Raw genomic sequence first — 24,871 nt, 5'->3', positions numbered from 1 at the left:
TAAAGAAAAGTAAAAAAATAGCTTCTATTGCCTTCCTGCCTATTCCAATTCTCTTAAATTTGTGCCTTATTCTGAAATAACTTGAATTCATGAAAATTTCTATAAATAGACTGAAAGATTTTATACTGCTTGATCAATCTTCTGAGGAAATCGCTTCGCTGCTGACCGGTTCAGGTCTTGAAGTAGAAGGAATTGAGCGTTTTGAATCGATCAAAGGGGGCTTGGAAGGGATTGTTATCGGAGAAGTTCTAACTTGCGAAAGACATCCAAATGCGGATAAGTTGAGTGTTACTACAGTGGATATAGGTACCGAAGTGGTGCCAATTGTCTGCGGAGCGCCAAATGTAGCGGCTGGACAAAAAGTGGTAGTAGCCACCGAAGGTTGTATGTTGTATCCAAGTTCTGGAGAACCTTTTCAAATCAAAAAAGCAAAAATTAGAGGTGAAGTGTCTAAAGGAATGATTTGTGCCGAAGATGAAATTGGTTTTGGAGAAAGTCATGCAGGAATCATGGTTTTGGACACAGACTTACCCAATGGGTCTTCAGCTGCTGACTATTTTAAAGTTGAGAAGAGTGATGTTTTGGAAATTGGGTTAACGCCAAATAGAGCTGACGCTGCATCACATCTGGGTGTAGCGCGCGACCTAAGAGCACTTCTGAACAAGGAAATTTGTCTTCCTTCAGTTGATAGATTTAAAGTAGATCATACCCAGTTATCTATACCTGTATCAGTAGAGAACGCTGAAGATTGTCCCAGATACTCAGGATTGACAATTTCTAATATTAAAGTTGGACCATCTCCAGCTTGGCTTCAAAACTATCTGAAAGCGCTTGATTTAGAGCCAATCAATAATATTGTTGACATCACTAATTTCATTCTTCATGATTTGGGTCAGCCGCTTCATGCTTTTGATGCAGAGCAGATTAGTGGAGGAAAGATTCATGTCAAGAAATTGGCTAAAGACTCAAAATTCATCACACTTGATGACAAGGAAAGAAAACTTTCTGGCGAAGAATTGATGATTTGTGATGAAAATGGAGGGCTTTGTATAGCAGGTATTTTTGGAGGAAAAGGCTCTGGTGTTTCAGATACTACGACAAAGATTTTCTTAGAAAGTGCTTATTTCTCACCAGATATCATCAGAAAAGGAAGTCAATTCCACGGACTCAAAACAGATGCTTCCTTCAGATTTGAAAGAGGGACTGATCCCAATATGCCGATTTATGCATTAAAAAGAGCAGCGCTTCTGATTCAGGAATTAGCTGGAGGAGAAATTTCATCTGAGATCATTGACATTTATCCGAATCCAGTTGCAGACTTTGAGATCGATGTGTTGTACAAACATGTGGATAGATTGATAGGAAAGCATATTCCAAAAGATCAGGTTAAATCCATCTTAAAAGGGCTGGAGATAGATGTGATTAACGAAAAGGAAGATGGATTTACAGCGATTGTGAAGCCTTATAGAGTTGATGTGACCAGAGAGTCTGATGTGATCGAGGAGATATTGAGAATTTATGGTTTCGAAAATGTAGCCTTATCAGAGAATCTAAATGCAGATTTTCTGGCAGAGCATCCAGTCAAAGACTTGAACAAGTTGCAATACAGATTGAGTGAAGTACTTTCTGGTCTTGGTTACTTTGAGATTATCACCAATTCATTGACCAAACCTACCTATGTAGAGAAATCTGCGCATCTAAAATCGGAAGACAATGTTGTTATTCTCAACAAGCTGAGTGAGGATTTGGGTGTGATGAGACAAAGTCTTCTTTTCACAGGTTTGGAAGTTTTGGCACACAATATCAACAGAAGGCAAAAGGATTTGAAATTATTCGAATTTGGATCCGTTTACTTCAAACAAGTAGAAGGCTATAGAGAAGAAAAGAGACTTTCACTTTTCTTGACAGGTGAAAAAACTGCGGAGAGCTGGTTAGAGCCGTCCAAAGACGTTCAATTCCCAGATCTATTTGCTGTAGTAGAGCTGATTTTAGAAAAACTTAATATCGACAATGCCACTGTAGAAATTGTTCATAGTGCCCCGTTTGATTACGCTTTACAGCTTAATTTAGGAACCAAAATATTGGGAACTGTTGGGATGTTGGATACATCGGTCAGCAAATTAGCGGAAGTGAAGCAGCCCGTTTTATTTACCGAACTCAATTGGGATTTGCTTTGCAAAAAGTCAAAAGGCTTGAAGAAATATCAAGAAATCTCCAAATTTCCGGAGGTAAGAAGGGATTTGTCTTTGGTGATTGATAAAAAAGTTACTTTTGATGAAGTAAAAAAAGTAGCTTTAAAGGCTGGTGGAAAGTTATTGCAGCGCGTTGGTGTGTTTGATGTTTACCAAGGAAATAAGATTGAAGCAGGCAAAAAAGCTTATGCTTTGAGTTTTTATTTGCAGGATTTGGAGAACACATTGACAGATAAAATTATTGATAAGACCATGAGCCGACTGATTCAAAGCTTTGAGAATGAGACTGGTGCTTTTATTCGAAAATAAAAAATGATTCACGAAGAACTCCAACGACTAGAGAAACTTGCTGCGCAGGTTAGTAAAAAGCTAGAGCAGATAGAAGAGCAAAACCTGATGCTCAAACATGAGGTAGATTTCTTGAGATCCAGCATCAAAGAGAAAGATGCTGCGTTGGAGGATTTTAAAAATCAAATTAAAATTACTAAACTTGTAAACAGCATACCAGTGGAAAACATTGAGTCTGCCGAGTTGAGAGAAAGGATCAATAATTATATACAGGAAATCGATAATATAATTGCCTATTTGTCTGAATGATATGGAAACACTTTCTGTGAAAATTAAAATCGGAGATCGCGAATACCCGATGAAGGTAAAAGTGGAGGATGAGGCGAAAATCAGACATGCAGGAAAATTGATTAATGATAAAATCAAAAGATATAGAGAAGAATTTGGCTTGGATGACAAACAGGATTTATTGGCTATGGCAGCATTTGACTGCATGGTGGAATCCATGGAACAAGACAAGGTCAACTCTGATGACAGCGAAATGATAAAGGCAACTATTGCCAAAGTAAACCGTCAGTTAACAGATCTTTTATAATTGGAACCATAAACTCAAAAAGGCACTTTTTGCTTTCCTAGAAGGTATTCTTATAAAAATAACCTATGGGAGAATCATTATACATCATCATTTCAGGTCTAGTGGGACTTGGAATAGGAGCCTTACTTGTAGGCTTTTTTCTGAAAGGAAATAATAAGAAAATCGAGGAAGAAGCTAAAGAAAAAGCTAAAATCATCTTGCGTGAAGCAGAGATGAACGCAGAATCTTTGAAAAAAGACAGGATTCTTGAAGCCAAAGAGAAGTACTTGAAGCTAAAATCTGAATTTGAAGAAGAGGCTAACAAGAAAAAAGCAATTATCATCACCAATGAAAATAAGCTAAAACAAAAAGAACAAGTACTTTCAAAGGAGCTAGAGCAAATCAAGCGTAAAGAAGCAGAGCTTGATAGTAAGAAGGAAAATCTAAGTGCTCAGATGCATGCTGTTCAAGTGAAGAAAGATGAGCTCGACAGGGTCACCAATCAGAGAATTGCTGATTTAGAAAAAATCGCAAATCTAACCAAAGAAGAAGCTAGAGAGCAATTGGTAGAAATGCTGAAAGATGAAGCTAATACAAAAGCTTCTTCACACATCAAAGATATTCTTGATCAAGCAAAATTATCCGCAACTAAGCAGGCCAAAAAGATCGTGTTGGATACCATTCAGCGAACAGCCACAGAGCATGCTATTGAAAATTGTGTGTCTGTATTCAATATCGAAAGTGATGATATCAAAGGTAAAATCATCGGTAGAGAAGGTAGAAATATCAGAGCGTTAGAAGCTGCTACTGGAGTTGAAATTGTAGTAGATGATACGCCTGAAGCGATTATTATCTCAGGTTTTGATCCGGTAAGAAGAGAAGTTGCGAGGTTATCGCTTCATAGATTAGTGCAGGATGGTAGAATCCACCCAGCAAGAATCGAAGAGGTAGTTGCAAAGACAGAAAAAAACATAGACGAGGAAATCGTAGAAATAGGAGAGAGAACTTGTATAGAACTTGGAATTCATGGCCTTCATCCTGAGTTGATCAGAATGGTGGGAAGAATGAGGTTCCGTTCTTCTTACGGTCAAAACTTACTTCAACATTCCAAAGAAGTAGCCAAGCTTTGTGCTACCATGGCAGCTGAAATGGGCTTGAATGCTAAGATGGCCAAAAGAGCAGGTTTGCTTCACGATATTGGTAAAGTTTATCCTGAGGAAGCAGAATTGCCTCACGCAATCTTGGGAATGGAGCTTGCCAAAAAATACAAGGAACACCCAGAAGTATGTAATGCTATCGGAGCTCACCATGATGAGATAGAAATGACTTCGATGATTTCTCCAATCGTACAGGCATCTGATGCGATCTCGGGCTCTAGACCGGGAGCAAGAAGAGAAATCATGGATAGCTACATCAAGAGATTGAAAGATCTCGAAGATTTAGCACTCAGCTTTGATGGAGTAAATAAATGTTTTGCTATGCAAGCAGGACGTGAACTTCGTGTTATCGTAGATGCTGATAATGTAAGTGATCAGACAGCAAGTCAGCTTTCTTTTGATATCTCTCAGAAAATCGAAAAAGAAATGCAGTATCCTGGTCAAATCAAAATCACTGTAATCAGAGAAATGAGATCTGTGAGTTACGCTAAGTAAGAGCAGATAAATGAATTTAAGCAATTAGATTACCGAGTTGCTTGAAGCATAAAACTAAAAAAGGTGTAGGGGAGATTCTACACCTTTTTTAGTTCAGGTTCTTTTCCTATTTTAGTGAAAATTTAAAATCTCCATTTTCATCAACCACCTTTTTAATGTTCTTCTTTCATCACATTTTCTTTAGCATAGGAGAGGTTTTTTATTCTTCTTACAAAAATCTAAAGGTTCGATTAGCTAAGAAAAAATTATCTGAACAAGATAAAAATATCTTAAAAAATCTCCTTCCCTACTATGCAAAATTGAATGCAAGCCACAAACAAGAGTTTATAGAAAAGGTAGAGTGGTTCATTGCTGAAAAGAATTTTGTACCAAGAGGGGAAATGACGATGGTTACTCAAGAAATGAAGCTATTGATCTCAGCCACAGCAGTGATGGTTACATTTGGGTTTCCGGGAGTGACTTTAAAGCATTTCAAAAAAATACTAATTTATCCTGATTCCTATTATTCGACGATCAATCAGCAATTTCATCAAGGAGAAGTCAATCCAAAGTTGGGAATCATTGTATTGTCTTGGGAGAATTTTGTAAGAGGATTTATTGATCTGCAGGATGGGATAAATCTAGGGATTCATGAAATCGCCCACGCGATGAAGCTCGAAAATCAAATTCATTATAATAGTGAGAGTAATTTCTTCAATCCAACACTTTGGGGACGATACGCTGAAAATGCAGCTATGGAAATAGACAAAATCCTAAATGGAGAAGAGACTATTTTCCGCTCCTCTGCAGCCAATAATCAACACGAGTTTTTTGCAGTTGCATTGGAAGTATTTTTCGAAAGGTCAGTCGAACTCAAAAGCTACAATCAAAGACTCTATCAATCTTTGGTTTATTTGCTCAATCAAGATCCACTGGTTCTGGCTCGAGAAGTTTAACCCAGTTTGTTTACAAACGGTATTGCCATCTTTTTGAATTATTGTGACTTTTGAAGTTCTAAATTCTTCCTTTATGAAATTATTCAAAAGCTTACTATCACTCGCTCTATCGTTTCTGTTTATACAAGTTTCTGCTCAGGATATTAAATCAACTTATAAGACAGAAGTAGAAAAACTCGCAAAGAAAAAAGAAGTTCAGGATGCTTTTGCTTATATCCTTGAGATTGATGAGCAAACGATAGCTGACATGATCACTTTGACAGAGATTCCTGCACCATCTTTTGAGGAAGCAGAAAAGGGATTGGTTTTCGCAGAAATGCTTCGGGATGCTGGTGCTGATTCAGTTTGGATCGATGAGGTGGGCAATGTCATCGCATTGAGAAAAGGTAAGAATTCTAATAAAACCATCGTGATAGATGCACATTTGGATACTGTTTTTCCGATAGAAACTGATATCACTGTAAAACAAAGAGGTGATACTTTATATGCCCCTGGAATAGCTGATGCAAACCGTTCTTTGGCTATGTCAATTGCCTTGATGAAAACGTTAGCTCATGAAAATATCAGAACAACACATGACTTATGGTTTGTAGGTTCGGTTGGAGAAGAAGGACTTGGAGATTTGAAAGGGATGAAACACCTTTTTAGAGAAGGAGGACAGAAAATTGATGCTTTTATCGCAATTGATGGTGGAGGAATAGATGGTATCGTCAATGGAGGAATTGGCTCTCTTCGGTATAGAGTTACTTTCAAAGGTTCAGGAGGGCATTCCTATGGCGCTTTTGGAATAGGCAACCCGCACAATGCCTTAGCCAATGCGATTTCTAGTTTTGTTCCGAAAGCCGATCAGTTTACCAAAGAAGGAATCAGAACAACTTACAGCGTGTCAGTTCTAGGAGGAGGAACTTCAGTGAATTCTATTCCTTATGAATCTTGGATGCTCGTCGATATGAGGTCTGAAAGTCAAGAAAGACTACAAGGAATCAAGAAATTATTTTTAGAATCAATTGAAGAAGGTTTAGAAAAGGAAAACAGTATTATTCGCAGAGGAGAAGCTCTGACAGTAGATATCGAAAATGTAGGAGATAGACCTAGTGGAATTACCGATCCGGGTAATCCATTGGTTCAGCAGTCCATGGCTGTTGCGAACTATCTGACAGGCAATCAACCAAGGTTAAGTTCCAGCTCTACAAATAGTAATATTGCTGTTTCTTTGGGAATTCCCGCAGTAACAATAGGGAGAGGAGGGCAGGCCGGAGGCGGACACAGTCTAGATGAATGGTTCCTCAACAAAGATGGCTATCTCGGGCTTCAGAATGCTTTATTATTGATTTTATTGCAGGGGGAATATTGATAAATGATTTATATGATTATCCGCTACTTTGCCAGTAGGGTTGGATAGAAGCAATAATAAGTCGGTCAAAGAGTCTTTCTCCAAAGTATCTTCGGTTTAGTTTGTAGCAAAACTCGTCGATGTAGTTCTGAAGCCTTCTTTCTGAAATCATTTTATACTTTCTAAGATCACTTTTGAGGTTACTGATTGCTGTATGAGCCCATTTAAGGTTGAATCTACCCTCTTTTGTTGAAGATAATTCGGTGACATGGACATCCACGAAGTCCTCAAATTTAGCGTAAGTGGTACTATCATCGGTTTGAAGAACAGCATCTTTATTGATGAAGTCTTTAATCAGTTTCTCTGCCGTTTTGGCCTTTAAGTCCTCTATTTTCTTCATCTTGAAGTATCGGCAGCTTTTGGATAACTTCTTTGTTTTAGGATCCTCCAGAATGGTTGATTCAGCCATCACAGCAACTGTGGACTTCTGCTGGGTTCCTCGGCCCCGATTGAGAGACTTCTTTTTCTCTGCTGCGGTTGCCTTGGTGATGTAAGCTTCATCATATTCTACCATGTCTTCGAGCTTATATTGATCATCCCGCTTACCCATTATGACACGAATCTTATGGCATAAATCAAAGACGGTTTGGTAGCGAGTAAACCCCATTTGTCGCTGGAGTTCAAGAGCGGTAAACCCCTGCTTAGTGGCACTAAAGAAGGTCATGGCCATCAACCACTTACGAAGTGACAGATTGCTATTTTCCATCACAGTTCCACTTTTCAAACTGGTACGGAATCCGCAACTTTTGCATTGAAACATACTTTTACGGTGGAGCCAATAGTGATCTTTTTCCTTGCACTTTTTGCAAACCACGCCTTCTTGTTCCCTTTTAACCTTGAAAAACCTGATACAGGATTCTTCATCTGGAAAGCGCTCTTCGAACTTCAAAATATTCATGGTCAGAACCTTTGTTTTGACCAAGTAACCTCACTTTAGCTTGATTACCAATCGATTGTCACCAACTGTCAGTATATAATTTGGCTACTGGCAGAATTACGTATATTCATAATGATTTATTCAAAAAAGGAAAATCCCAAGCTTTAATGAACTTGGGATTTTCTTTTTTTAACAGATATTATTTATAAAGCAAAAACTATTTAAAAGCCAAAATAGGCCTTATATAGCCATGTTTCTATTTATTTCACGATGTGTATTCTATCTTAATTCGCTGCGCTTTTTTCAATTTTATTTCCTCTCCACCTCTCTTAAGTTCTCCAGTTTCTTATTTCTCAAGAATCCATTGATGTCTTCGAAGTGTTCTTTGACACGCTTGTTGCCAAATTCGAATACTTTGGTTACTAAGCCATCCAAGAAATCTCTATCGTGGGACACAATAATCAATGTTCCATCAAATGCTTTCAAAGCATCCTTGATGATGTCTTTGGTTTTCATATCCAAATGATTGGTAGGTTCATCGAGAATCAAGAGATTGACAGGTTCCAGCAAAAGTTTGATCATGGCCAATCTGGTTTTTTCACCACCAGAGAGCACTTTGACTTTTTTGTTGATGTCATCGCCTTTGAACATAAATGCTCCCAAGAGATCCTTGATCTTGGAGCGGATTTCTCCTACGGCGATCTGATCTATGGTTTCAAAAATTGTCAGACTCTCGTCGAGAAGTGAAGCTTGATTCTGAGCAAAGTAGCCTATCATGGCATTGTGGCCTAACTCACACTTTCCTTCGTAGTCGATTTCTCCCATGATGGCTTTGATCATGGTGGATTTACCTTCACCATTTTTCCCTACAAAAGATACTTTTTGACCTTGCTCAATGATCATGTTGGCATCTTTGAAGACCACATGATCTCCGTAGGATTTAGAAAGGTCCTGCACGATGACAGGATATTTTCCTGACCTTGGAGAAGGGGGGAAGCGTAATTTCAAAGCAGAAGAATCTACCTCATCTACCTCAACAATATCCAATTTCTCCAACATCTTCACGCGAGATTGCACTTGTAATGTCTTGGAATAGGTTCCTTTAAATCTTTCTATAAATTGAGTTGTCTCAGCTATAAATTTTTGTTGCTCGTCAAATTGCTTTTGCTGCTGCTCTCTGCGCTCTTTTCTTAGTTCAAGGTAATGGGAGTATTTGGCTTTGTAATCATAAATACGGCCCATCGTCACTTCAATAGTCCTATTTGTGATGTTATCCACAAAGGCCCTATCATGGGAAATTACAACAACAGCTTTTGCTTTTTCTGTTAAAAATTCTTCCAGCCACTGAATGGACTCAATGTCAAGGTGATTGGTAGGTTCATCCAAAAGTATCAAGTCTGGTTTTTGCAATAAGATTTTAGCAAGTTCAATTCTCATTCTCCATCCACCGGAGAATTCTGATGTTGATCGTGTGAAATCAGGCCTTTCGAAACCTAATCCTAAAAGTACTTTCTCTACTTCAGCTTCATAATTTACTTCTTCGATGGCGTAGAATTTTTCGCTAAGCTCAGATACTTGCTCGATGATTTTATAATACTCTTCCGAATCATAATCAGTTCGTACAGTTAATTCTTCGTTGAGCCTATCGATTTCTGTTTTCATATTGAGGTAAGAAGCGAAGGCTTTGGAAGTTTCTTCCATCACAGTGCAATCATCCGCGGTGAGCAAATGTTGTGGCAAGTATGCAATTACCGCGTCTTTCGGAGCAGAAACCCCACCTTTAGTCGGCTTAGATACTCCAGCGATGATCTTAAGCATCGTGGATTTTCCAGCTCCATTTTTACCCATGAGGGCTATTTTGTCATTCTCGTTGATGGAAAAAGAAACGTCACTAAACAATGCCGAGCCTCCATGCAATACCGCTATGTTATCTACAGAAATCATAATCTCAAATTTGAAGTTGCAAATGTAAGGAATAGATGACTGAAAAATTGGAAGTTTTTAAAATTACTCAATGATTGATAAGGTTATTATTATTCTAACCTTTCTAGACTTGAATGCTTGATTAAAAAATCAAAAGATGGTCTTCGGAATGGTCTTTGTTTTATATCTTATTGATAATCAAATTTTAAAAAAAAATGGATAACAGAGAAAAATTAGAGAAGATGGACAGGGCTTTGAGATTGATGCAAGATCTAAGACATAGCCAAGTTGCCATGGTTGAAAAATCTTCTAAGCTTCAAATGGATGCCATGGAATTCAACTTTTCAGAAATGGAAAAAAATATGGGCGATCTTTTTAGCAGATACAATGAATCTCTCGATTTGATCGATACTGAGATTGAACGCTTCGAAATCAAGAGAAATCAATTTGAACAAAAGTATGGTTTAGATAAAATTGAATAAGAATAAATTTTCCTATAAACATAAAAAAACCGTTTTGATTAAATTCAAAACGGTTTTTTTTAAACTATTTAGTTTTAGATTAAGCTTCTACGCCCAATGCTTTTGCCATTACGGCTCCGATTTCAGCTGGTGACTCAGCTACATGGATGCCATTTTCTCTCATAATTCTCATTTTTGCGATAGCAGTATCATCTGCTCCACCTACAATCGCTCCCGCATGTCCCATCCTTCTTCCAGGAGGTGCTGTTTGTCCAGCAATAAATCCTACTACAGGTTTTTGATTTCCATTTTCTCTGATCCATCTAGCAGCATCAGCTTCATAGTTTCCACCTATTTCTCCGATCATGACGATGGCATCAGTTTCAGGATCTTCCATTAATAATTGTACTGCATCTTTTGTAGATGTTCCGATGATAGGGTCACCACCGATACCGATCGCAGTAGATACACCCATACCAGCTTTTACTATTTGGTCAGCTGCTTCATAAGTCAAAGTACCAGACTTAGATACAATACCAATTCTACCTTGTTTGAAAACGAATCCAGGCATAATACCTACTTTGGCTTCTCCTGGAGTAATTACACCAGGGCAGTTAGGGCCGATAAGCGTAGCGCCTCTTTCCTTGATATAAGGTTTAGCTTTCATCATGTCAGCGACAGGAATTCCTTCGGTGATTGCAATGATAACTTTGATGCCAGCGTCTGCAGCTTCCATAATTGCATCTGCAGCAAAAGCAGGTGGTACAAAGATAATAGAGGTGTCAGCACCAGTTTTAGAAACAGCCTCTTCCACGGAGTTGAAAACTGGCTTTTCTAAATGTGTTGACCCACCTTTACCTGGAGTTACCCCACCGACTACATTGGTTCCGTACTCGATCATTTGCTGTGCATGGAAAGATCCTTCAGATCCAGTAAAACCCTGCACGATCACTTTTGAATTCTTATTAACTAAAACACTCATGTTGCGATTTTTAAAGTTTGCACAAAAATAAAGGAATAAGCCCTTACATAAAAAGAAATTGGAAACAATATCCATTTAATTTACACTCTGCATATCTTTTTCTATTTTAGACGGCGCTTAAGACCCAATATGAAAAAAAATGTACTCGTAATATTCTTCTTTTTTGTGATTGATTTGGCTTTTGCACAATCATTTCAATTCAATCGGCAAATAAAGGGAGTTGATTTACCTACTCAAAATGTGTCTGGAATCATTCAAGATGATCAAGGATTGATGTGGTTTAATACATCTGATGGGATTTTTTATTCGGATGGATTTGCCACTTATCCAATTCCAAAAAGGATTTCTAATCAACTTACCAATAAAGTCCGATTGTTGATTGATGATGATGGAATTGTATGGATTGCCAACCAATTGAAAGAAGCCAAAGCATTCACTTATCAAAATGGAATATGGAAAGAGCTTTCTTTTCCAAAAAAAATCACTGATAGAAAAGGATTATCTTATTTGGACTTTGCCGTTTTGGGTAAAGGAAGTGAAAAGAAATTCATTGTTCTTTTTCCAGATGAAATTCATTTCTCAAAAAGCAATTCAGATGTCTGGAACTCCACGAAGTACAATTTTTTTAATGAAGGATGGTTACAGTCAGTTTATCAACATGAAGGCAAAAGCTATTTGTTCTTTGAAATGAACATGTTTTTGTTGGAAGAGAATAGCTTGATTGAGATTCAATCAGAAGGGTTGGAGCTAGATTCAAAGATTTTTCATGTCTCTTATTGTACGAGTGAGAAGAAATTTTACTACTTAGGAACTGATTTTTTAGCATCTGGTGATAGTTTTATGGAAGTAGATGAGATCATTCATGAAGGTTTTGTGAAATATATATATAGTGCTGTAGATTATAGTTTTTTGCAAGTTGAAAATGGAAAGGTTTATTATTTCTATAATTCACAGTTGTATAAATACAATCCTATAACCAAACAAAAACAAGAAATCAGTGCTCAAGAGGCAGTAAAATCTTACAATATTTATACAGCATTTGTTGATCGAGAAGGGATAATTTGGATAGGAACTCATAGAGGTTTGGTTAATATCAATTCACTGAGATTTTTAAATTTCAATTCAAATGTCTTAATGGATGATGAAGTGACTGCTTTGGTAAGGCTTGGTGAGAATAAGTATTTGATTGGCTACAACAATGGGCTTCAACTTTTAGATAATGGACAAACAAAATCGATAATTCAAGACGAAGCCCTTCAAGGTCAGCCAAGAAATCGAATCACTAATTTTTCTATGGATAAAAATGGGATTGTTTGGTTTTCTTCAAATTTGGCAGGAGTAGGGAGGTACGATACTAAAACTTCAACAGTTAGTTTTGAAGAAAGTCCTCTTGGCAAGTTTGTGACATCAGTAAAAGCAATAGGTGATAGCCTGATTATAGTGAGTAGAGATAAAGTTTATCTTTCTACTATCAAAAATAAAACAGGCCATTTTACAAATGATATCACAGAAATTATTTTAGAAAACCTCAGACAAGAAGAGATTTTTCTTAGGAAAGTAGGCAGATTAAATGATGGAAGATTGATTTTTATGCAAGGAGGGAATCCCTACATTCAAGAGATTTTTATTGAGACATCTGAGTATATCAATTTTATTGGTTTTGATTTTTTACAATTTGATGATAAAATGCTTCTGGCTACAGAAACTGGTCTTAAAGTATTTGAAAATGAAAAAGTAAGCCCTTATGCTATCAATGACCAAACTATAGATAGACCTATTTATGCCTTACATCAGGATATTTCAGGGAATATTTGGGTTGGCACGGATCAAGGGGTTTACATGATAAGAGGCTCTCAAATCAGTAAATTTGATGAAAAAAGTGGTCTTTCTGGCTCTGAAATCAACAGAGGAGCACTTATAGATGGTGAAGATGGTCAAGTGATGATAGGTTCTCAAAGAGGACTTTCAGTCTTTTACCCAGATGAAGATGATCAAAGAAAAAGCAAGCCAGTCACAGATATAGTTGGGATAAAACTTCTAAATAAAAATGCCAAATTCCCTGACTCAAGAAGGATTCAATTTGAGAATAATTCCATTGAGATTACATACAGAGCAGTAAGTTTTTTGCAGACATCAAATTTGGTCATTAGATATCAACTTGAAGGCTTACATGATACTTGGCAAGAACTTGTCAATCCCCGAACAAATGTGTTGACATTCAATAATCTTCCACCAGGAGAGTATGTTTTCAAAATGCAAGCGAGTTTAGGAAGTGTTTTCGATGATGAGGTTATTTCAAGCAAACCTTTTGAAATACTTAAACCTATTTATTTGCAAACTTGGTTTGTTTTATTGCTTCTTTTGATTTTTTTGGGAATAGGTTTTTTGCTGAATGCATTAATGAATCAATGGAGGAAACAGAGTATCCTGCGGCAAACTATAGATGAAAAAACTAAGGAAGCATTTATAAGTGAAAATCAATTTAAAAATGTTTGGAACAGTTCTGCGGACGGTTTGATGCTGTCAGCAGAAGGTGGGAGAATATTGACGATAAATCCAAGTTTCTCAAGATTAGTTGGGATTTCAGAAGAGAAGCTTTTGAATTTATCTATAAAGGACTTGTTCACAGATGCTGATTTCTATCCTAAGCAAAAGAATCTCATTTTAAATAAATTGGGAGATTCAAAGGAAATAGGCTCCGTTTTCGAAATGGAAATGCCACTTCAAAGTGGAAATAAGTTTATTGAACTTTATGTGGCAAGGATGAATACAGAATATGACAATAAGCCAATAATTTTGTCTGTATTTAGAGATGTGACAGATAAAAAGAATTATGAAAACGGGCTTCAAATTGCGAAAGAAAAGGCCGAAGAAGCTAATAAACTTAAGTCTAACATTCTTTCCAACATGAGTCATGAAATCAGGACTCCATTAAATGGGATTTTGGGAAGTACAGAAAACATAATGGAAAATTGGGAAAATGATTCCAAATTAGTCTCTCAACTGGAAATTATTCATGAATCTGGAGAAAGACTTTTAAGTACAATCAATAGTATTTTGGACTTGGCAAAGATCGAAGCCAACAAATTTGATTTAATATATAAAGAGACTGAAATAAATGATTTCATTAGCAAAATCCTGCTTCCTCTCAAAAATATGGCAATCAATAAGGGATTATTGCTTTCTACTAAATATGAAACCAAATCCTTCACAGCAAAAGTAGATCAACGCTATCTGGAAATGATTATAAATAATTTGGTTGGAAATGCAATCAAATATTCCGACGAAGGAATGATTTTCATCAAAGTAAAAGAAGAAAATGATAAGTTGAGGTTTGAAGTGTCAGATAGTGGGATAGGGATGAGTGAGGAATTTATGGAAAAACTTTTCCGTCCATTTGAGCAAGAAAGTGAAGGATATGGGAGAAGATACGAGGGGTCCGGACTAGGATTGACCATAACAAAAAATTTAATAGATCTATTAGGAGGGGAAATTTATATAGAAAGCACCAAAGGAAAAGGGACTTATGTGAAAGTCATTTTGCCATTGCTGAAAAATTGATTTTAGTAAATGATATAATCTTGTAATTTGCACCTGCAATAACCACCGCCTATGTTTCCATTAAGGATATTAATTACTGAAGATGACCATGTCTCAGCGTTACTTTTGAAAAAAGCGCTAGAGAAAAATAACCATGAAATTATAGGGATTTCAGATTCTGGAGAAAAAGCCCTAGAAATCTTAGCCGAGCATCCTGCTGATATCGTAATGATGGATATCAATCTTGCAGGAGAACTCGATGGGATCAAAACCACAGAGATTATCAATGAAAAATATGATATTCCAGTAGTCTATTTGAGCGCAAGTTCAGATGCGGAGACACTTACTAAGGTGGTGGGTACAAATCCTAGTGCCTATGTAATCAAACCCTTCAACATCAGGGAGTTGAACATGGTGATTGAGTTGGCAATATTCAAAGATAGAAAGGAAAAAGAACTCCAAAAATTGAATAATGAGCTTGAGGAAAAAGTGCGGCAAAGGACTGCTGATCTCCATGAAGCAAATAAAGAACTCACAAGAGCTTTAGAAAAGGAAAGAGAAATAGGGGAGTTGAAATCTAGAATTGTTTTGAACGTATCTCATGGTTTCAAAACTCCTTTGACATCAATTTTGAGTTCTGCTCAACTTCTTCAGATGTATGCTGATAAGGATCATCCATTCAAACCAAAAATTATCAAACATGCTTCAAAAATAGAAAATTCAGTTAGGAGTTTGAACAGTTTGTTGACTTCTGTGCTATTCTTTGGAAAAGCAGATGCTAATAAAATTGACTACAACCCTAAGAAAATGTTTACAGCTGCTTTTATCAATGAAGTGGTAGATGTGGTAAGAGCAGGTGCTGAAAATGACGTCAAAATCAATTTAAATATTGGTAAAATCCCTAAGACAATCGTGTCAGATGTTGATTTACTATATCAAGTATTCGAAAACCTACTTTCTAACGCAGTAAAATACTCAAAGGATGGTCAAGAAGTAGATTTTTCTATTTGGGAAGAGGATGGAATGATCAAATCCAAAATAGTAGATCATGGAATTGGAATTCCTAAAAAGGAACATAATCAATTATTTGATAGATTCTTCCGAGCTAAAAATGTGGGGATAATCGAGGGTTCTGGACTTGGATTGTCTATTGTGAAAAAATGTATAGATGTCCTCAAAGGCAAAATCGAATTTGATAGTGACGCAGGTAAAGGAACAACCTTTTACGTGAGTATTCCGATAAAAAAATAAATATGTTATCAGTAAAAAATTTAAAATTTCAATACGATTCTTCAACCAAATTTCAAATTCCTGACATCAATCTGGCTGCAGGGGATGAGCTTTTGATTCTCGGTAAATCTGGAAGTGGGAAAACTACCGTACTCAACATTTTGGGAGGACTGCTTAAGCCGCAGTCTGGAGAAGTTTTACTCGGTGATACCCTTCTCAGTTCTCTTCAAGGTGCCAAATTAGATAAGTTTCGTGGAAAAAATATTGGGATTGTTTTTCAAAAACCTCACATTCTTGCTCCACTTACCGTAGAGGAAAATCTCAAATTGGCAAATTTCTTTGTTGGCGAAAAAGGGGAGCAAAATATTGCTTTACTCAAGGAATTAGGGATTTTGGATAAAAGAAAGTCAAAAGTAACTACCCTAAGTGAAGGAGAGGCGCAGAGAGTTTCTATTGCAAGAGCTTTAGCAAATCAGCCAAAATTGATTTTGGCTGATGAACCCACAGCGAGTTTGGATGATGAAAATGCTGCGATAGTTATTAAACTTTTACAAGAGCAAGCAAAAAAATTTAATGCAGTGTTAATCATCGTAACACACGATCAGCGTGTGAAAGATCATGTTTCGAAACATATAATCATGGGAGGTCTATAATGAATATGATCAAGTTAAGTTGGAAATATTTAGTAGCTAAACCCCTGAATACAGGTTTAAACATCCTGCTTTTGGCTTTAGGGTTAGCGATTATTACCGTTTTGATTTTGATTGAAGATCAATTTGAAAACAAAATGACTAAAGATGCAGAAGGTGTTGATCTTGTAGTTGGAGCCAAAGGGAGTCCACTTCAGTTGATCCTTTCGAGTGTTTATCATATTGATTATCCCACGGGAAATATAGACATGAATGACGCTAAAGCACTGTCTAGAAATCGTCTTGTGAAAAACATAATTCCTTTGGGAATGGGAGATAATTATCAAGGTTATAGAATTGTTGGAACAAATCATGATTATTTAGAACTCTACGATGCAGGTTTTGATAGTGGAGAAGCTTGGCGTAAACCTTTTGATGTAGTTCTTGGATTTGAAGTAGCCAAAAAATTAGGTTTAGGACTTGGAGACACCTTCGTGGGGTCTCATGGTATTGGAAGCAGTAGTCACGAACATGATGAACATCCATATAAAATCACGGGTATATTGTCAGAAAAAGGAAATGTCTTAGATAAGCTGATTTTAACTAGTATCGAATCTGTATGGTATTCCCATGATGAAGGCCATGACCATGAAAAATTTGAGGCTGATGTGAGTATTACTGGATTTCCTGAGACAGAAGAGGATAGGGAAGTGACATCACTCTTGTTACAATATAGAAACCCAATTGCAGCTGTCCAATTGCCACGATTTATCAATAGCAAAAGTGCCCTGCAAGCAGCTTCTCCTTCCTTTGAGATAAGTAGGTTGTTTGAATTGCTCGGAGTAGGAGTGAAATTGATTCAAGGATTGGCTATTGCAATTATCATCATTGCTGGCTTAGGGATATTCATCGCTTTATTCAATTCTCTAAAAGAACGAAAATATGATTTGGCTGTGATGCGAACTTTAGGAGCTTCAAGTGCTCAATTGTTTATTCACATCGTATTAGAAGGAGTGATTTTGACAGTTTTAGGAGCAATAGTTGGGATTGCTATTGGGCACCTTTTCTTGGCTGTTCTCGTTATGCAAAATGAACAAGGAGCGATTAGCGGATTGAGTGCGGCAGTATTCTTGCAAGAAGAGCTGTGGATTGTGGGTTATGCAGTGCTTGTCGGGTTTATTGCTTCTTTGATCCCTGCTTGGACCGCGTATCAAACAGATATTGCAAAACAGCTTACAAAGTCTTAAATCGCATTTATTAAAAATTGAAAACACAAAGAGAATTAAATCAAATGAGGTTAAAACAAACAATATTAATTATAGGACTGCTATTCAGTACTTCCATCGCATGGGCACAGTCATCACCGAATGTTTGGAGAGAGTTGTCTGAAGTGACATATAAAATTGGTGAAGACGATTTTGGAGAATTATATATTCCAGTATTTAGTTCAAAAATAAAAGGTCTTGAAGGTAAAGTAGTAGAAGCAGATGGGTATATTATTCCGTTTGAGGGAATGTTTAAGCCCGAACATATAATACTCTCTTCTTTGCCTTTGGCTGAATGCTTCTTCTGTGGGTCGGGTGGTCCTGAGACAGTAATGGAAGTGATGATGAAAGATCCTATTAAGTACACTTCAAAAAGGGTGAAAGTAAGAGGGAAGCTTACGTTAAATGATAAAGACCCTGAAAAACTAATGTATATCTTAGTAGATGCAGTGTTGTTAAATTAAGAAATAATTTTCAAGTTTATAAAAAAAAATGGTCAGCGAAATATTTTTCCTGACCATTTTTTTTGGGTTAAGTTTCATTTAAGAAGTGTGCATTTTTTCCATCTCAACAAAATCAGCCATCAATTTTTTTGTTATAGACCCCACTTGACCGGTTCCTATTTTATGGTCGTCAACAAGAGTGATAGGTAATATTTTTTTTGTGGTACTTGTAATGAATATTTCATCAGCTGAGAGAAGTTCCTCAAAACTTATTGGTCTAATTTCAGTCTCAGGCGCAAGTTCAAGAACTCGCATTCGGGTAATTCCATGAAGAATATGCTGGTTTGGAGTTGATATCTTACCCTCTTTGATGATAAAGATATTGCTTCTTGAGCTCTCCGAAATCATCTCATTGAAATGATAAATGACATCTTCTGCACTTTTAGCTTTCCAATCAGTGCTAAGCCAAACAGGATAGGCATAATTTGTCGTTTTTATATCAGCAATGGCTCTGACATGTTCCACACTTAATAATTTTACTCCTTTTTCGTATTTTTCTTGACTTGGGAAAAGAAGGTCTTCGCAAAAAATAAAAAGTTGTCCATCTGATGGAGAAAAATGGTTTTCAGATACTCCACCCGTCAACAACATTCTTATTCCACCATTTTCCAGATTGTTTTTTTGAATTAATTCTTTAATGATTTCAGCTAATTCAGGTTTGCTGAATTGTAAGTTGAGGTGAGTTTTTGCAGCTGACCGAATGAATCTATCCAAATAGTCAGATAGAAATAATGGGACATAATTTGATGTCCTAAAAAAATCAAAAATTCCATATCCTCTGATCAAGCTGATGTCCATGGGATGAATATGTGCGGCAGAGGAGTCGATTATTCCGTTTTTGGCAAAGCAATATGGTTTCATGAAATATATTTTGGTTTTTTGTTTCAAATATAGTTAAAGATGTATATTTGCAATTATGTTGCAAAGAATAAAAAGAATCTCAACTCAATCAGCAGATCTTATGGGTATTTCTGCTTCTCTACTTTGTTTGATTCATTGTTTGGTATTCCCTGTTTTTATCTCACTAGGTTTTATTTTTTCTCCAAGTGAAAATCATATTCATGATCATAACCACGAACATGTCCATTTTGATTGGCACATTTTGGATTATTTATTTATTCTTCTAGCAATTTGGGCCGTCTATAATGCCGTTAAAAGTACGCAATCTAAAAGTATAAAAATAGCACTTTGGATAGCTGTTTCTATTTTTTCTATTGGGGTCATTTTGCATGAAATATTTGATTGGATGATCATTATTTCATTTTTATCATCTGTTGGTTTAGTTATTATTCATGTTATTAATTGGAAATTTCACAGAAAATGTAATGTTATTGTTAAATAATTTCTTTTTTAAGTGAAATTATTTTTTATTTGTATTCAGAAATATAACAGCACTAATGAGACTTATCTATTCTTATTTTACTATTTTATTCTTTTCATTAATTCTATTTTCTTGTAGCGAAAGAAAAGTAAATGAAAATCAGGTTCTTAAAAATGAGGTGATTGCAATTCATGATGAGGTGATGCCTTACATGGGAGAATTAAAAACTTTGAGAAAAAAGGTTAATGAAAAAGCAGAGATTTTAGTAGAAGAAGATTCTTTGTCAAATTCAGAAAAAGTTATAGAATTAAGAATTTTAGCAAAAAATCTTGATGATGCTTTTGAAGGTATGTTTATTTGGATGCGTCAGTTCAAAAATAGCTATGAAGAAATGAATGAGGAGGAAATTGAATCTTATCTACTTGAACAGAAAAAAATGGTCATTAAAGTTAGAGATGATATCAATTCTAGTATGAAAGCCGCTAAAGATGAATTAGAAGAGGTTTAGAATTATTTTTTGAGGTAACGTCCAACTTGATTGGCATCAATAATTCCTTCTTCATTACCCCAAATATTGTAAATGTAAGTTGTGATTTTTGCGATCTCCATATCCGTGAGTTGACTATTTGCTGGCATAGGTTGGTTGTAAATCTCTCCATTCACGATAATTTCACCTTTCAATCCATTTTTTATAATTGAGACTGTTCTTCCTATATCTACTTTCATATAATCAGATCCTTTTAGTGGAGGGATTAGTTTCCCTAAACCTGTACCATCATTTTGATGACAGTTACCGCAATAATTTTCATATAAAATCTTCCCTTCAATAGCGTATTGAAGTATTTTAGTGTCTTTTATGTCGGAAAGACCTCGGTTAATTTTGTCTTTTTCAGGACCGCATGAAAAAAGACTAAATGAAATAAATATAAAGTAAATGCTTATATATTTTTTCATTAGTTGTTTAACAGTTTTGGGATGTCATTTATCAATCGATCTACTTGTACTTCTTTGGTACCATCATACACGCCTCTAATTCGCCCTTGTTGATCTACCAAAACGAAGGCTCCAGAATGTAAGATTCCTCCTGGTTCTAGCTTATCCTCCATGGCTGTCGTCAAATAGCTTGTTTGACCTATTTCAAAAATTTTCTCTTGATCTCCAGTTAAAAAATGCCAAGTCTGATCATTTTCAACACCGATTTTTGCGGCGTAATCTTTCAAGAGTTCTTGAGTGTCATGCTCTGGATCTAACGTATGACTTAAGATTAGAAATTTAGATTCATTTTGAAATTTTTCGTAAACTCTCAGCATCTGAGTTTTCATGATTGGACAGATAGTCGGACAGGTTGTAAAAAAGAAATCTGCCACATATACTTTCCCAGCTGTGGACAAATTGCTGATTTCTTTTCCTTCTTGATTAATAAAACTAAAATCCGAAATCTTATGATAAACAGTGTCCTGAACAGTCTTACCTTCTTTTTCTACTTGATCAACATGCCAATTTCCTAGAATAGGCAACTCCTTTTCTGATTCTGTTTCCTGAGTAGAACATGACCAAAAGAATAAGCTAAAAATTACTAAGGGTATATATTTCTTGAATTTCATCATCATATTTAATTTTGATTCTTTTCTCTTACTTTTTTGTAAAACTTAATTCCGATCATCATCAATGCGCTCAAACTAAACAGTCCAACTATTCCCCAAACAACACTAATCAGACTTTTGAGGACGATAAGGAATACTATAGCAAATAACAATAGAGTTGCTACTTCGTTCCAAATCCTCAGTTTGGTAGAGGTCCATTTGGAAGGTCCTTTTTGCAAATCTGAGTAGATTTTTTGGCAATAAAAGTGATATAAGTACAATAGAAAGACAAAGGCGAGTTTGGCATGCATAAATCCCAATTGCATATATCCCCAACGATATGAAAGAACCCAAAAGCCAAATATCAGAGTCAAAATTGCGGAAGGCCAAGTGATGATGTACCAGAGCCTATTGGCCATTAGATTGAGTTGAGGAACGAGGATTTTTCGTTCTTCCTCTGGTTTCTCCCAAGCTTCTGCCTGATAAATAAACAACCTTACGATATAAAATAAACCTGCAAACCAAGTAACTATAAAAATGATATGAAGAGCTTTGATATATTCGAAGGCCATTGTTCTTTTTTTCTGCTAAATTAAGGCTTTAAATCTAAACAACCTTAAAAACATGCCCACTAGATATTTGTTTTATATCATCACTTTGATTGTTGCATTATTGATTATTTGGATTGGAAAGGAGTCATTTACTCAGCCTGGTGTTGGAGATCTTGATTTGGAATTTGAAGAAACGGCTTTTTACAGAAATGAAAATAATACAGGTCCTGTGGTGCGTGTCTATGCGGTGTATGCGGCAGACACTTTATGGAATGTTTTAGAGCAATACGGTCAATTTATGCCACATACCAAATATGGAAATACAAAAGTGTTTTTCTTTGAATCGAAAGAAAATAGCCCACAAGATATTTATCCTGATGAACCTTATTTTGATGAAAAGTACAATCAATACTGCATAGCAAAATATGAAAAATCAAGTATGGGAGATATTAACTTTGTAAAAAGACCTTTTCAAAAGTAAACTCAACTAAAAATATCAATTTTGAAAAAGAGGAACAGACATTCGGCACAAGTATATATTGATGGGGTCTTGACTGGAGATAGAGTGATTTTAAGTCAAGCGATTACTCTTGTAGAAAGTGCCTTGTCATCGGATCAAATGCTAGCTGAAGAAGTGATGTCAGCTGTTTTGCCTAATACTGGTAAATCTGTTAGGATTGGAATAACAGGAGTGCCAGGAGTTGGGAAAAGCACTTTTATTGAGCGATTCGGACAATTAGTTCTTGAACAAGGTTTGAAGCTTGCAGTTTTGGCTGTTGATCCAAGCAGTCAGTCTAGTAGAGGAAGTATTTTAGGAGACAAAACTAGGATGGAAGTACTCTCTATGGACAAAAGAGCCTATATAAGACCAAGTCCTTCCGGAACCACATTAGGTGGCGTAAGTGCAAGAACACGAGAGGCAATGTTACTTTGTGAAGCTGCTGGTTTTGATGTGATTTTTATAGAAACTGTAGGGGTGGGTCAGTCAGAGATTGCTGTCAAAGGTATGGTAGATTTCTTTTTGCTTTTGATGCTTGCAGGTGCTGGAGATGAATTGCAGGGGATAAAAAAAGGGATTATAGAGATGTGTGATGCTTTGATTATCAACAAAGCTGATGGCGAAAATAGAGAGGCTGCGAAAAGAGCCAAAAGAGAATATGCCAATGCTTTGCATTTATTTCCTGCTAGAGAAAACTCTTGGCTTCCTCAAGTACTAACCTGTTCAGGATTGGAAGGAGATGGATTAGAGTCAATTTGGGAAATGATCGAAACCTATAAAAATAAAATGATTTCTAACGGATTTTTCGAAGCTAATAGAGCTGAACAAAGAGTCAGGTGGATGCATGACCATATTGGATATTTACTTGAATCATCTTTTTATCAAAATGAAGTAATCGAAAGAAGTATCCAAGAAGAACTTTTAGAAATCAAATCGGGCAATGTATCTGCTATCAAAAAGGCGAGAGAACTTGTTCAGATCTTTATGAACCAAATTCGACCCGAATGAAAAAAAATGCGCTTCTTAATAAGAGCGCATTTTGAATTTTTTCTTTAAGTCATTGACTGAGTTTCTAAAAGCAGTATCAGTTTCCATTAGGTCATTTACAGTTTGTACTGCATGGATCACAGTACTATGATCTCTACCGCCAAAATGATAGCCAATCGATTTTAAAGAGTGATTAGTGAATTCCTTTGAAAAATACATAGCAACTTGTCTTGCAGTTACAATTTCTTTTTTTCTTGTTTTGGCTTTTAGATCGTCTAATTTGATATCAAAATAGTCAGAAACAGTTTTTTGAATAAAATCTATCCCTACTTCTGTTTCTATATCTTTGACGATATTCTTCATGATCTGCTTGGCCAAGGTCAAGTCAATTTCAACTCGATTAAGTGATGCGTGCGCTATAAGAGAAATCATCACTCCCTCTAGTTCTCTGACATTGGTATCTACCGTATAAGCCAAATATTCAATCACATCATCAGGTATATAAATCCCTTCGGATTGCATTTTTCTTCTGATGATTGCTACCCTTGTTTCAAAATCAGGCATCTGCAAATCTGCTGTGAGTCCCCACTTAAACCTTGATAGCAATCTTTCTTCTAAACCTTTCAAATCCCTTGGAGGACAATCTGAGGTCATGATGATTTGCTTTTTGTTCTGATGCAAATGATTGAAAATATGGAAAAACATCTCTTGTGTTCTGTCTTTCCCAGCTAAAAATTGAATGTCATCAATGATCAATACGTCCACTTGCATGTAAAAATTAGTAAAGCTTTTCACATTTCCATCTTTAATGGAATCCATGAATTGATTCACAAATTTCTCAGAAGAGACATAAAGTACGAACTTCTCCTCAGGACCGTTTTTGATTTCATTCCCAATGGCTTGAACCAAATGTGTTTTTCCAAGCCCAACACCCCCATAAACCATCAAAGGATTGAAGGAAGTAATTCCAGGTTTTGTGGCAACTGCAAATCCTGCGGATCGGGCTAGTCTATTGCAATCTCCTTCTATGTATGAATTGAAAGAATAGTTGGGATTTAAATTGGATTGAAGAAGCATATCACTATTGAGTGATTGCATTTCAAAAGGGCTTCTGCTCTCTTCCATGGGAGCAGGTTTCTTGGGGTTATTGACAGCAGCATTTCCTTGTGGATAGCTAACCATATATGGCTGGTTCTGTGAATTTCCTCTGTCAACTACGACAGCGTACTCTAAACGACCGTTTTGACCTAAAGTAGTTTTGATTGCTAGTTTGAGAACTTCAACATAATTATCTTCTAGCCATTCATAAAAAAACTGGCTCGGAACCTGAATTGTTAAACTACTCCCTTCTAATCTTGCAGGATTGATTGGTTTGAACCAAGTAGAGAAACTTTGTTCGCTGACGTGTTGCTCTATAACACGTAAGCATTCTTTCCATACTGCATTAGCCTCTGAACTCATTAATTCCTGTAAAATAATATAAATT

General features: G+C 36.2%; 24 protein-coding genes. 16 read left to right on the top strand and 8 right to left on the bottom strand.

The window, feature by feature from the left end:
- Window positions 1-89: 89 nt before the first annotated feature.
- The 6 genes from pheT to BELBA_RS00095 all read left to right on the top strand — a co-directional run bounded on the left by pheT (window position 90) and on the right by BELBA_RS00095 (window position 6,995).
- The gene (gene pheT / locus BELBA_RS00120; RefSeq protein ID WP_014770714.1) at window positions 90-2,501 is read left to right on the top strand and encodes a phenylalanine--tRNA ligase subunit beta; all 2,412 of its coding nucleotides are present in this window, start codon (window positions 90-92) and stop codon (window positions 2,499-2,501) included.
- 3 nt (window positions 2,502-2,504) lie between these two features.
- Entirely contained in the window at window positions 2,505-2,789 is a 285-nt protein-coding gene (locus BELBA_RS00115) for a hypothetical protein (RefSeq protein WP_014770713.1), read from the top strand.
- Window position 2,790: 1 nt separating this feature from the next.
- Window positions 2,791-3,075: a cell division protein ZapA gene (locus BELBA_RS00110; RefSeq protein ID WP_014770712.1), complete on the top strand. Its 285-nt coding sequence runs from the start codon at window positions 2,791-2,793 to the stop codon at window positions 3,073-3,075.
- Window positions 3,076-3,140: 65 nt separating this feature from the next.
- Window positions 3,141-4,706 (top strand): ribonuclease Y, encoded by a 1,566-nt coding sequence (gene rny, locus BELBA_RS00105; protein WP_014770711.1) that lies wholly within the window; start codon window positions 3,141-3,143, stop codon window positions 4,704-4,706.
- 155 nt (window positions 4,707-4,861) lie between these two features.
- Window positions 4,862-5,641: a zinc-dependent peptidase gene (locus tag BELBA_RS00100; protein WP_014770710.1), complete on the top strand. Its 780-nt coding sequence runs from the start codon at window positions 4,862-4,864 to the stop codon at window positions 5,639-5,641.
- A gap of 73 nt (window positions 5,642-5,714) precedes the next feature.
- Window positions 5,715-6,995 (top strand): M20/M25/M40 family metallo-hydrolase, encoded by a 1,281-nt coding sequence (locus BELBA_RS00095; protein WP_014770709.1) that lies wholly within the window; start codon window positions 5,715-5,717, stop codon window positions 6,993-6,995.
- Window positions 6,996-7,011: 16 nt separating this feature from the next.
- Here the strand turns inward: BELBA_RS00095 and BELBA_RS00090 are convergent, their stop codons facing one another.
- Together BELBA_RS00090 and BELBA_RS00085 are read right to left on the bottom strand one after the other, a co-directional pair.
- Window positions 7,012-7,932, bottom strand: a complete 921-nt coding sequence (locus tag BELBA_RS00090) for an IS1595 family transposase (RefSeq protein ID WP_014770708.1) — start codon at window positions 7,930-7,932, stop codon at window positions 7,012-7,014.
- Window positions 7,933-8,220: 288 nt separating this feature from the next.
- Window positions 8,221-9,855, bottom strand: a complete 1,635-nt coding sequence (locus BELBA_RS00085; protein WP_014770707.1) for an ABC-F family ATP-binding cassette domain-containing protein — start codon at window positions 9,853-9,855, stop codon at window positions 8,221-8,223.
- Window positions 9,856-10,049: 194 nt separating this feature from the next.
- Between BELBA_RS00085 and BELBA_RS00080 the strand changes: the two genes are divergently transcribed.
- Window positions 10,050-10,316 (top strand): hypothetical protein, encoded by a 267-nt coding sequence (locus tag BELBA_RS00080; protein WP_014770706.1) that lies wholly within the window; start codon window positions 10,050-10,052, stop codon window positions 10,314-10,316.
- Window positions 10,317-10,395: 79 nt separating this feature from the next.
- On the opposite strand, the gene sucD is transcribed toward BELBA_RS00080, so the two are convergent.
- Window positions 10,396-11,277: a succinate--CoA ligase subunit alpha gene (sucD, locus tag BELBA_RS00075; protein WP_014770705.1), complete on the bottom strand. Its 882-nt coding sequence runs from the start codon at window positions 11,275-11,277 to the stop codon at window positions 10,396-10,398.
- Window positions 11,278-11,406: 129 nt separating this feature from the next.
- Here sucD and BELBA_RS00070 point away from each other — a divergent pair, with 129 nt between their 5' ends.
- Genes BELBA_RS00070 through BELBA_RS00050 form a run of 5 tightly spaced genes read left to right on the top strand, consistent with a single transcriptional unit; the run spans window position 11,407 to window position 18,405 of the window.
- The gene (locus tag BELBA_RS00070; RefSeq protein WP_014770704.1) at window positions 11,407-14,838 is read left to right on the top strand and encodes an ATP-binding protein; all 3,432 of its coding nucleotides are present in this window, start codon (window positions 11,407-11,409) and stop codon (window positions 14,836-14,838) included.
- A 51-nt stretch (window positions 14,839-14,889) separates the two neighbouring features.
- Complete coding sequence (locus tag BELBA_RS00065; protein WP_014770703.1) at window positions 14,890-16,068, top strand: hybrid sensor histidine kinase/response regulator; 1,179 nt, start codon at window positions 14,890-14,892, stop codon at window positions 16,066-16,068.
- A 2-nt stretch (window positions 16,069-16,070) separates the two neighbouring features.
- The gene (locus BELBA_RS00060; protein WP_014770702.1) at window positions 16,071-16,700 is read left to right on the top strand and encodes an ABC transporter ATP-binding protein; all 630 of its coding nucleotides are present in this window, start codon (window positions 16,071-16,073) and stop codon (window positions 16,698-16,700) included.
- Window positions 16,700-17,923: an ABC transporter permease gene (locus BELBA_RS00055; RefSeq protein ID WP_041779156.1), complete on the top strand. Its 1,224-nt coding sequence runs from the start codon at window positions 16,700-16,702 to the stop codon at window positions 17,921-17,923. Before BELBA_RS00060 ends, BELBA_RS00055 begins: the two co-directional genes overlap by 1 nt.
- Before the next feature lie 44 nt (window positions 17,924-17,967).
- Window positions 17,968-18,405, top strand: a complete 438-nt coding sequence (locus BELBA_RS00050; protein WP_014770700.1) for a hypothetical protein — start codon at window positions 17,968-17,970, stop codon at window positions 18,403-18,405.
- Between the two features lie 78 nt (window positions 18,406-18,483).
- On the opposite strand, the gene BELBA_RS00045 is transcribed toward BELBA_RS00050, so the two are convergent.
- Complete coding sequence (locus BELBA_RS00045) at window positions 18,484-19,305, bottom strand: aminotransferase class IV (RefSeq protein WP_014770699.1); 822 nt, start codon at window positions 19,303-19,305, stop codon at window positions 18,484-18,486.
- A 55-nt stretch (window positions 19,306-19,360) separates the two neighbouring features.
- Between BELBA_RS00045 and BELBA_RS00040 the strand changes: the two genes are divergently transcribed.
- Both BELBA_RS00040 and BELBA_RS00035 read left to right on the top strand, forming a co-directional pair.
- Entirely contained in the window at window positions 19,361-19,786 is a 426-nt protein-coding gene (locus tag BELBA_RS00040; RefSeq protein ID WP_014770698.1) for a MerC domain-containing protein, read from the top strand.
- Window positions 19,787-19,841: 55 nt separating this feature from the next.
- A complete protein-coding gene (locus BELBA_RS00035; protein WP_014770697.1) occupies window positions 19,842-20,273 on the top strand; it encodes a hypothetical protein in 432 nt (143 codons plus the stop codon).
- A 2-nt stretch (window positions 20,274-20,275) separates the two neighbouring features.
- Here BELBA_RS00035 and BELBA_RS00030 read toward each other — a convergent pair whose 3' ends face one another.
- The 3 genes from BELBA_RS00030 to BELBA_RS00020 are packed head-to-tail and all read right to left on the bottom strand — an operon-like array spanning window position 20,276 to window position 21,920.
- A complete protein-coding gene (locus BELBA_RS00030) occupies window positions 20,276-20,719 on the bottom strand; it encodes a c-type cytochrome (RefSeq protein WP_014770696.1) in 444 nt (147 codons plus the stop codon).
- Window positions 20,719-21,369, bottom strand: a complete 651-nt coding sequence (locus BELBA_RS00025) for an SCO family protein (RefSeq protein ID WP_014770695.1) — start codon at window positions 21,367-21,369, stop codon at window positions 20,719-20,721. The genes BELBA_RS00030 and BELBA_RS00025 overlap by 1 nt, the downstream gene beginning before the upstream one ends.
- An 8-nt stretch (window positions 21,370-21,377) precedes the next feature.
- The gene (locus tag BELBA_RS00020) at window positions 21,378-21,920 is read right to left on the bottom strand and encodes a CopD family protein (RefSeq protein WP_014770694.1); all 543 of its coding nucleotides are present in this window, start codon (window positions 21,918-21,920) and stop codon (window positions 21,378-21,380) included.
- 52 nt (window positions 21,921-21,972) lie between these two features.
- Here BELBA_RS00020 and BELBA_RS00015 point away from each other — a divergent pair, with 52 nt between their 5' ends.
- Window positions 21,973-22,380 (top strand): hypothetical protein, encoded by a 408-nt coding sequence (locus BELBA_RS00015; protein ID WP_014770693.1) that lies wholly within the window; start codon window positions 21,973-21,975, stop codon window positions 22,378-22,380.
- 21 nt (window positions 22,381-22,401) lie between these two features.
- Window positions 22,402-23,406 (top strand): methylmalonyl Co-A mutase-associated GTPase MeaB, encoded by a 1,005-nt coding sequence (gene meaB / locus BELBA_RS00010; RefSeq protein WP_014770692.1) that lies wholly within the window; start codon window positions 22,402-22,404, stop codon window positions 23,404-23,406.
- Between the two features lie 15 nt (window positions 23,407-23,421).
- On the opposite strand, the gene dnaA is transcribed toward meaB, so the two are convergent.
- Window positions 23,422-24,846 (bottom strand): chromosomal replication initiator protein DnaA, encoded by a 1,425-nt coding sequence (dnaA, locus tag BELBA_RS00005; protein ID WP_014770691.1) that lies wholly within the window; start codon window positions 24,844-24,846, stop codon window positions 23,422-23,424.
- Window positions 24,847-24,871 lie beyond the last annotated feature (25 nt).

It is taken from the genome of Belliella baltica DSM 15883 (assembly GCF_000265405.1).
In the GTDB taxonomy this organism is placed as follows: domain Bacteria; phylum Bacteroidota; class Bacteroidia; order Cytophagales; family Cyclobacteriaceae; genus Belliella; species Belliella baltica.
The sequence above is the reverse complement of the archived record's forward strand: the minus strand, read 5'-3'. Positions and strand labels throughout refer to the sequence as shown.

Excerpts from the sequence above, each read along its gene's own strand:
- pheT (WP_014770714.1), top strand. The coding sequence starts at position 90 with ATGAAAATTTCTATAAATAGACTGAAAGATTTTATACTGCTTGATCAA.
- BELBA_RS00115 (WP_014770713.1), top strand. The coding sequence starts at position 2,505 with ATGATTCACGAAGAACTCCAACGACTAGAGAAACTTGCTGCGCAGGTT.
- BELBA_RS00110 (WP_014770712.1), top strand. The coding sequence starts at position 2,791 with ATGGAAACACTTTCTGTGAAAATTAAAATCGGAGATCGCGAATACCCG.
- rny (WP_014770711.1), top strand. The coding sequence starts at position 3,141 with ATGGGAGAATCATTATACATCATCATTTCAGGTCTAGTGGGACTTGGA.
- BELBA_RS00100 (WP_014770710.1), top strand. The coding sequence starts at position 4,862 with ATGTTCTTCTTTCATCACATTTTCTTTAGCATAGGAGAGGTTTTTTAT.
- BELBA_RS00095 (WP_014770709.1), top strand. The coding sequence starts at position 5,715 with ATGAAATTATTCAAAAGCTTACTATCACTCGCTCTATCGTTTCTGTTT.
- BELBA_RS00090 (WP_014770708.1), bottom strand. The coding sequence starts at position 7,932 with ATGAATATTTTGAAGTTCGAAGAGCGCTTTCCAGATGAAGAATCCTGT.
- BELBA_RS00085 (WP_014770707.1), bottom strand. The coding sequence starts at position 9,855 with ATGATTTCTGTAGATAACATAGCGGTATTGCATGGAGGCTCGGCATTG.
- BELBA_RS00080 (WP_014770706.1), top strand. The coding sequence starts at position 10,050 with ATGGATAACAGAGAAAAATTAGAGAAGATGGACAGGGCTTTGAGATTG.
- sucD (WP_014770705.1), bottom strand. The coding sequence starts at position 11,277 with ATGAGTGTTTTAGTTAATAAGAATTCAAAAGTGATCGTGCAGGGTTTT.
- BELBA_RS00070 (WP_014770704.1), top strand. The coding sequence starts at position 11,407 with ATGAAAAAAAATGTACTCGTAATATTCTTCTTTTTTGTGATTGATTTG.
- BELBA_RS00065 (WP_014770703.1), top strand. The coding sequence starts at position 14,890 with ATGTTTCCATTAAGGATATTAATTACTGAAGATGACCATGTCTCAGCG.
- BELBA_RS00060 (WP_014770702.1), top strand. The coding sequence starts at position 16,071 with ATGTTATCAGTAAAAAATTTAAAATTTCAATACGATTCTTCAACCAAA.
- BELBA_RS00055 (WP_041779156.1), top strand. The coding sequence starts at position 16,700 with ATGAATATGATCAAGTTAAGTTGGAAATATTTAGTAGCTAAACCCCTG.
- BELBA_RS00050 (WP_014770700.1), top strand. The coding sequence starts at position 17,968 with ATGAGGTTAAAACAAACAATATTAATTATAGGACTGCTATTCAGTACT.
- BELBA_RS00045 (WP_014770699.1), bottom strand. The coding sequence starts at position 19,305 with ATGAAACCATATTGCTTTGCCAAAAACGGAATAATCGACTCCTCTGCC.
- BELBA_RS00040 (WP_014770698.1), top strand. The coding sequence starts at position 19,361 with ATGTTGCAAAGAATAAAAAGAATCTCAACTCAATCAGCAGATCTTATG.
- BELBA_RS00035 (WP_014770697.1), top strand. The coding sequence starts at position 19,842 with ATGAGACTTATCTATTCTTATTTTACTATTTTATTCTTTTCATTAATT.
- BELBA_RS00030 (WP_014770696.1), bottom strand. The coding sequence starts at position 20,719 with ATGAAAAAATATATAAGCATTTACTTTATATTTATTTCATTTAGTCTT.
- BELBA_RS00025 (WP_014770695.1), bottom strand. The coding sequence starts at position 21,369 with ATGAAATTCAAGAAATATATACCCTTAGTAATTTTTAGCTTATTCTTT.
- BELBA_RS00020 (WP_014770694.1), bottom strand. The coding sequence starts at position 21,920 with ATGGCCTTCGAATATATCAAAGCTCTTCATATCATTTTTATAGTTACT.
- BELBA_RS00015 (WP_014770693.1), top strand. The coding sequence starts at position 21,973 with ATGCCCACTAGATATTTGTTTTATATCATCACTTTGATTGTTGCATTA.
- dnaA (WP_014770691.1), bottom strand. The coding sequence starts at position 24,846 with ATGAGTTCAGAGGCTAATGCAGTATGGAAAGAATGCTTACGTGTTATA.